At 62.0% G+C, this 6,039-nt stretch carries 3 protein-coding genes and 4 pseudogenes; 3 read left to right on the forward strand and 4 right to left on the reverse strand.

Translation table 11 applies throughout. The annotated features are described in order from the left end of the window. Window positions 1–162: 162 nt before the first annotated feature. Window positions 163–528 (forward strand): annotated as a pseudogene (locus OC446_RS28850) (IS481 family transposase); the annotation flags it as partial. A gap of 235 nt (window positions 529–763) precedes the next feature. Next, window positions 764–1,687 (forward strand): IS110 family transposase, encoded by a 924-nt coding sequence (locus OC446_RS28855; RefSeq protein WP_262032368.1) that lies wholly within the window; start codon window positions 764–766, stop codon window positions 1,685–1,687. Here the strand turns inward: OC446_RS28855 and OC446_RS28860 are convergent. After that, a pseudogene (locus tag OC446_RS28860) lies at window positions 1,646–1,948 on the reverse strand (integrase core domain-containing protein); the annotation flags it as partial. The gene OC446_RS28855 and the pseudogene OC446_RS28860 overlap by 42 nt on opposite strands. A gap of 126 nt (window positions 1,949–2,074) precedes the next feature. Between OC446_RS28860 and OC446_RS28865 the strand changes: the two are divergent. Then, the gene (locus OC446_RS28865; RefSeq protein ID WP_262032369.1) at window positions 2,075–3,367 is read left to right on the forward strand and encodes an IS110 family transposase; all 1,293 of its coding nucleotides are present in this window, start codon (window positions 2,075–2,077) and stop codon (window positions 3,365–3,367) included. Window positions 3,368–3,578: 211 nt separating this feature from the next. On the opposite strand, the pseudogene OC446_RS28870 reads toward OC446_RS28865, so the two are convergent. From OC446_RS28870 to OC446_RS28880, 3 genes and pseudogenes are all read right to left on the reverse strand, one after another. Continuing rightward, window positions 3,579–4,411, reverse strand: a pseudogene (locus tag OC446_RS28870) (IS3 family transposase); the annotation flags it as partial. Between the two features lie 270 nt (window positions 4,412–4,681). Beyond that, window positions 4,682–5,761, reverse strand: coding sequence for an IS630 family transposase (locus OC446_RS28875; RefSeq protein WP_262032370.1), 1,080 nt, complete (start codon window positions 5,759–5,761; stop codon window positions 4,682–4,684). Window positions 5,762–5,850: 89 nt separating this feature from the next. Next, window positions 5,851–6,039: pseudogene (locus tag OC446_RS28880) on the reverse strand (copper oxidase); the annotation flags it as partial.

Consider the following 6,039-nt stretch of genomic DNA (forward strand, 5'->3'; position numbering starts at 1 on the left):
GGACGACCTGATCAGGCAAGCCGCAGCCGATCCCAACAACGCTGCCGCACTAAACTGTTTGGTAGCGGAACGTTGTTGGGATCAGGTGCGTTGCGCGATTGAGGAGTATACGTGGCGCTTTGACGGCCTGCGGCGTCGAGCTCCTCACCGCAGGAGGACGTGATGCTCTCCCTTCATCCGCAAGCCCGCACCACTCCCGCCGTTCGGCAGGAGATTGCCCGCTCGTCTGAGCCCACGGGCGTGCTGGCCCAACGCTTCAGCGTCAGTACCGAGACCGTCCGCAAGTGGCGCAAGCGCGGAGCACAGGACTGCCAGGACCATTCCAGCCGGCCGCACAAGTTTCCCTGGAAAGCCACCGCGGAAGAGCGGACGATCGTCTGTGCCCTGCGCCAGGCCACCGGCTTTCCGCTCGATGACCTCACCTTCATCGTCACGCACTTCCTGCCGCATCTCAACCGGGATGCCGTCTACCGCATCCTCAAGGCTGAAGGCTTGGGCCGCCTGCCGCCGGCGCAGCCAACGGGTATCTGAGATGTTAGTGACCTCTGAGATGTTAGGACTGTGAGAATGTCAGAGCCGCTCGGAGAGCCTGAGCCTTGTTATGATTGAGTGCGTGTCATTGCGTTGACGTGTCGGCCCTCCGGGCGGCACCTGACTGCCTGTTATGGCGTGACTTGATAGGAGCTTGAGGGAACTCAACTCGTCCCGTCACAATCCTGTCCGCAGCAGGATCCGTCAGGTTCTGACCTGCGGAGGACCAAGAATGCGAGAGACCGATCCTGCCGAGATCATCATCGGCGTCGACACCCATAAGCAAACCCATGCGGCTGTCGCCATCAGCGGGCTCGGGGCCCGCCTTGGTATTCTCACGCTGCCGGCGAGCCTTCGAGGCTATCAGGAGCTGGAGACGTGGGCCCGATCCTTTGGCCCTGTTCGCACCTTCGGGATCGAGGGAACCGGCTCCTATGGCGCTGGCTTATCGCGCTTCCTGCAGGAAAGAGGCCACAGCGTCATCGAGGTTAACCGACCTAATCGCCAAGTCCGGCATCAGCATGGCAAGACGGATCCGCTCGATGCCGAGAACGCGGCCCGTTCGGCTCCCAAGTCCGGCACCAGCTCGGTCGAGATGATCCGCCACCTCAAGGTGGCGCGCGACACCGCCGTGAAGAGCCGCACCCAAGCGATGGTCACCCTCAAGACGATCATCATCAACGCTCCCGCTGCCTCGCGCGAGTGCCTTGAGGGGCTCACCGGCACGATGGCGCTGATTCGCCATTTGGCGGCCTTAAGGCCAGGCGCGATGACATCACCGACAGCCTCTGCCAAAGCAACATTGCGCGCTCTCGCCCGGCGCTGGCTGATGCTCCATGCTGAGATCAAGAGCCACGATGCTGCTCTCGATGCTCTGACCACAGCCTGCGCGCCAGTTCTGAAGGAGGCTCATGGGATGTCGACTGGTACAGCTGCCGAGATGCTGATCCTGGTGGGCGACAATCCCGAGCGCATCCGCTTCGAATCGGCCTTCGCCAAACTGTGCGGCGCCTGTCCTATTCCCGCCTCAAGCGGCAAGAGCACGCGTCACCGGCTCACCCGCGGCGGCAACCGTCAGGCTGGCCTGCCCCATGTGGGTGATCCGTATGTGATGTTAATTCAGCGTTGGTCTGGGCGCCAGCTTGGAAGCTGGTAGCAAGACCTCCGGTGCAGGTGGCCGGTAGCCCAGGGATGAGTGCGGACGCACTGTATTGTAATGCCGCCGCCATTGTTCAATGAGCACCTTTGCCTCTTCCAGGGTGTAGAAGATCTCTCCTTTCAGCAGTTCATCTCGCAGCTTCGAGTTGAAGCTCTCGCAATAGCCGTTCTCCCAGGGACTGCCGGGCTCGATGTAAGCCGTCCTGGCTCCCACAGCCGTGATCCACTCGCGCACGGCTTTGGCGACGAACTCAGGTCCGTAGTACATGGGGAGCAGCGCGGCGGAGCTGGCCCGGGTTGCGCAGCCGCGCTGCCTGGGGTGGTCATGGCCAGCCAGCAGGTCTCACAGTGATGTCGCTGAACACGCGCTGGAGGCCGACCAACCATGACCGATCTCAATCCTACACCTGCCCCTGCCACTCTGGTAGCGATCGATATCTCCAAGCACCGCCACGAGGTGCTCATCGAGGCTCCCGGACAGGCCCGACGCCGGCGGCTCACCATCCTGAGCACCAAGGCGGATCATGACCGCCTCGTCGAGGCTTTAACTGCTTATGGTGGTCCGGTGCTCATCGGCTTCGAGGCCACAGGTGACTACCATCGTGGGCTGGCCTACCGCCTGCTCTCAGCAGGCTTCGAACTGCGGCTGGTCTCATCTGTGGCTCTCGCCCGCACTCGGGAAGCCCTGCACAACGGCTGGGACAAGAACGATCCCAAGGACGCGCAGGTGATCCTGCATATGCTCCAGATCGGCGCGACCCAACGCTATGTCGATCCTTTGGCGGCGGGGATCAACGACCTCCAGGAGTTGTCGAAGACCCACGAGGCAATCTCGAAAGCCAAGACCGAGACCTGGCACCGGATCCTGACCCACTACCTGCCCCTGTACTTTCCCGAGATTGAGCGCTTTGCCGGCAACAGCCGCTCCGACTGGTTCCTGGCGCTGCTCGAACGCTTTCCCACACCCTCCAGCATCACGGCTCTGGATCGGGAGAGCTTTGTGCAGGAGGCATGGCCCGTGATCGGCCGCAAGGTCTCAAAAGCCAGGTTGCTCAACGACATCTACGAGACCGCACGCGCCTCCACGGCTCTGCCCGTGGCTGAAGGCTCTGCGGCCATCACGATGTTCCGCATGGTTCTAGCCGAGACGCGCAGTCTCATCCGCCAGCGGGACCAGATCGAGGGGCTGGCTCATGCAATGCTGGCCGATCACGCTGACTACCAGCGGCTGTGCACCATCCCAGGTATCGGGCCGATCCATGCCCTGACCATTATGGCAGAGGCCGGTGACCTGCGCCGCTTCGGACACCATCGTCAGTTCCTGAAGTTCTGCGGCCTTGATCTGGCCACCTGCCGGTCCGGCACGTTCCGCGGCCGCACCAAGCTGTCGAAGTACGGCAATGCCCGCCTGCGCCGGGCGCTATGGATGGCCGCCCAGGTGGCAATGCGCCAGCGCGACAACAGCTTTCGGGATAAACTCGGCCGCTACACCGAGCGCGATCGCCACGATGCCGATCTGCGCCGCAAGGCCGTGACAGCGTTAACCGCCAAGATGGCGCGTGTGGTGCACGCAGTGATCAAGGGCGGAACAGAATACCGGCCGTTCTTTGAGCGTCCGGTGCCGGGTGGAAGGACCTCTCTCTGTGTGGGCCGTGAGGGCGCGCAAGCGACCCTGTAGATAATGTTTGGGCCTTCCACCTGGGGTGTATCTCGTATTGAGGACGGTGAGGACCACGGCGATGACCGCTGGATCCTGTGTTTGCTATGGGAGAGAACAATCCCGTTGACGGTGGAAACCACCTGGCTCACTCTAACTGAAGCGCCGATCCAGCAAATCGGCGTGCTGAGATCTGCTGGCCCAGCGCCGCTGCTGCTTCCCCACATAGGACGTTGTCTGAACGAATGTGCCCCGGCACACCACGCAGGATGAACAGGTCCGAGAGCACGTCGATCACATCGACGGCCTTGAGCTTTCGGCTCACCCGGATGGCCAGGCATTCGCGCGTGAACTCGTCGATGATGTTGAGCATGCGGAACTTGCGCCCGTCATGGGTGCGGTCCTCGACAAAGTCATACGACCACACATGGTTGGGATACTCCGGCCGCAGGCGGATGCAGGATCCGTCAGTGAGCCAGAGCCTTCCTCTCTTCGATTGCTTCTGTGGCACTTTGAGCCCCTCCCGCCGCCAGATCCGCGCGACCCGCTTCTTGTTCACGAGCCAGCCAGCATCGCGCAGCAGGGCCGTGATGCGCCGGTAGCCGTAGCGGCCGTACTGGGTGGCCAATGCGATGATGTCGGCCGTCAGAGCCGCTTCATCTTCCGGCTCTTTGGGGATCTTGCGCTGGGTGGAGCGAGGCTGGCCCAGAACCCGGCAAGCCAGCCGCTCTGAGACGCCGTACTTGGCAATCACATGCCCCACACAGGCGCGACGGCGAGCGGGGCTTACCAGTTTCCCGAAGCCGCCTCCTTCAGGATCAGCTTCTCCAGGGTGAGATCCGAGACAGCCCGGCGCAACCTGGCGTTCTCCATCTCGAGTTCTTTCAGCCGCTTGACCTGATCGGATTTGAGCCCGCCGTACTCGGATCGCCAGCGGTAGTAAGTCACTTCCGTCACGCCGATCTGCCGGATGGCCTCGGCCACCGTCCGGCCTTGTGCCGTCAGCACGTCTACTTGCCGCAACTTGGAAACGATCTCCTCGGCCGTGTGCCTCTTCTTGCCCATGTCTCAGTCCTCCTTCGGCTCAAAAGCCATACTTCAGGGAGGATCACTTTTCAGGAGGCAGACCAATCACGCGGAAAAATCTTTGTGTGAGCATCAGTCTCTCCGGTAATGAGCCTGCCTGACAACATTGAAATCCACCCAACCTGAATGGAGCCACAACGGCACTAGAACTCATCTCACTCTACCTACTCCTGATAGCCTGCCCATATCCACCTGTTCATGCATGGTGGCCACTGCCACCATCACCATTATGGCAAGTGCGAGTGCCGGCTAGTGGATGGAATCTAACGCTTGGTGCCCTCGTCGGACGGCAGCGATGATTTCATCCGGATCGGCCGTCCAGGTGAAAGGCTTGGGACGGGCATTCGTCTCGGCCACGTAGCGGTTGATGGCTTCTTGGAGATCAACCACGGAGTGGAACACGCCACGCTTGAGCCTCTGTCGGGTCAGTTTGGCAAAGAAGCCCTCGACGGCATTGAGCCATGAGCATGAGGTCGGGATGAAGTGGAAAGTAAAGCGCTCATGGCGGTCGAGCCAGGCACGGACCTTCGCATGCTTGTGAGCCGCATAGTTGTCGAGGATCACGTGCACGGCCTTGCCCGTGGGTACCTGAGCTTCAATGGCATTCAGGAAGCGGATGAACTCCTGATGCCGGTGGCGCTGCATGTTGCGGCCGATGACGGTGCCGTCCAGCACGTTCAGGGCCGCAAACAGTGTCGTGGTGCCATGGCGCTTGTAGTCGTGCGTCATGGTGCCCAGCCGCCCCTTCTTGAGCGGCAGGCCGGGCTGGGTGCGGTCGAGCGCCTGGATCTGGCTTTTCTCATCGACTGACAGCACGATGGCATGAGCGGGCGGATCGATATACAACCCGACCACGTCCCGAAGCTTCTCGGCGAACCTGGGATCGTTCGAGAGCTTGAACCGGCGATAGCGGTGCGGCTGGAGGCCATGAGCCCGCCAGATGCGCCGCACCGCACTGGCGCTGATGCCACTCTCTTTGGCCATCATGGCGGCGGTCCAGTGGGTCGCCTCAACGGGCGGATCGGAAAGCGTCAGGTGGACCACCCGCTCAGCAATCTCAGGCCCGAGCGGTTTGATCCGGGACGGGCGCGTCTTGTCGCGCAGCAGACCGTCGACGCCTTCCTGCACGAAGCGCTCCTGCCAGCGCCAGACGCAGGTCTTGGAGGTGCCGGTCTGGCGCATGATCTCGGTCGTACCAAGGCCATCGGCGCTCAACAGCACGATGGCGGCCCGCCAGACATGTTTCTGAGCCGTGTTCCGGTTGCTGATGACAGCCTCAAGACGAAGCCGGTCACAGGGTGTCAGGGTAATGGAGATGCCAGTGCGCATGCCCCAGCCTCGCATGAGCACTCACCAAGCGGAATCCCAAACGGACTCTTTTGTTAGGCGGAGACCACTAGAGAGTTCAGTCTGAACGCCTAATGATTTTCGTGACTGGTTGCGTTGGCTGCGCGAACCGGTCGCTTGCGGCGGTCGATGGCCCGGAACTCCGTCGCCTTGACGCCGCTGTCGGGCGAGGTCGCGCGGGCGGGCTCGGCGAGCTGCTCGCCTTTCCACTCGTAAGCGACCGTGCCCTCCGGGTGCTTGTACCAACCCGGATCCTTGTA

It is taken from the genome of Microvirga sp. Mcv34 (genome assembly GCF_024519725.1).
Lineage (GTDB): Bacteria > Pseudomonadota > Alphaproteobacteria > Rhizobiales > Beijerinckiaceae > Microvirga.

What these genes read in the sequence shown, in the direction of transcription:
- OC446_RS28875 (WP_262032370.1), bottom strand. Translation starts at nt 5,761, where the DNA reads ATGCGCACTGGCATCTCCATTACCCTGACACCCTGTGACCGGCTTCGT.
- OC446_RS28855 (WP_262032368.1), top strand. Translation starts at nt 764, where the DNA reads ATGCGAGAGACCGATCCTGCCGAGATCATCATCGGCGTCGACACCCAT.
- OC446_RS28865 (WP_262032369.1), top strand. Translation starts at nt 2,075, where the DNA reads ATGACCGATCTCAATCCTACACCTGCCCCTGCCACTCTGGTAGCGATC.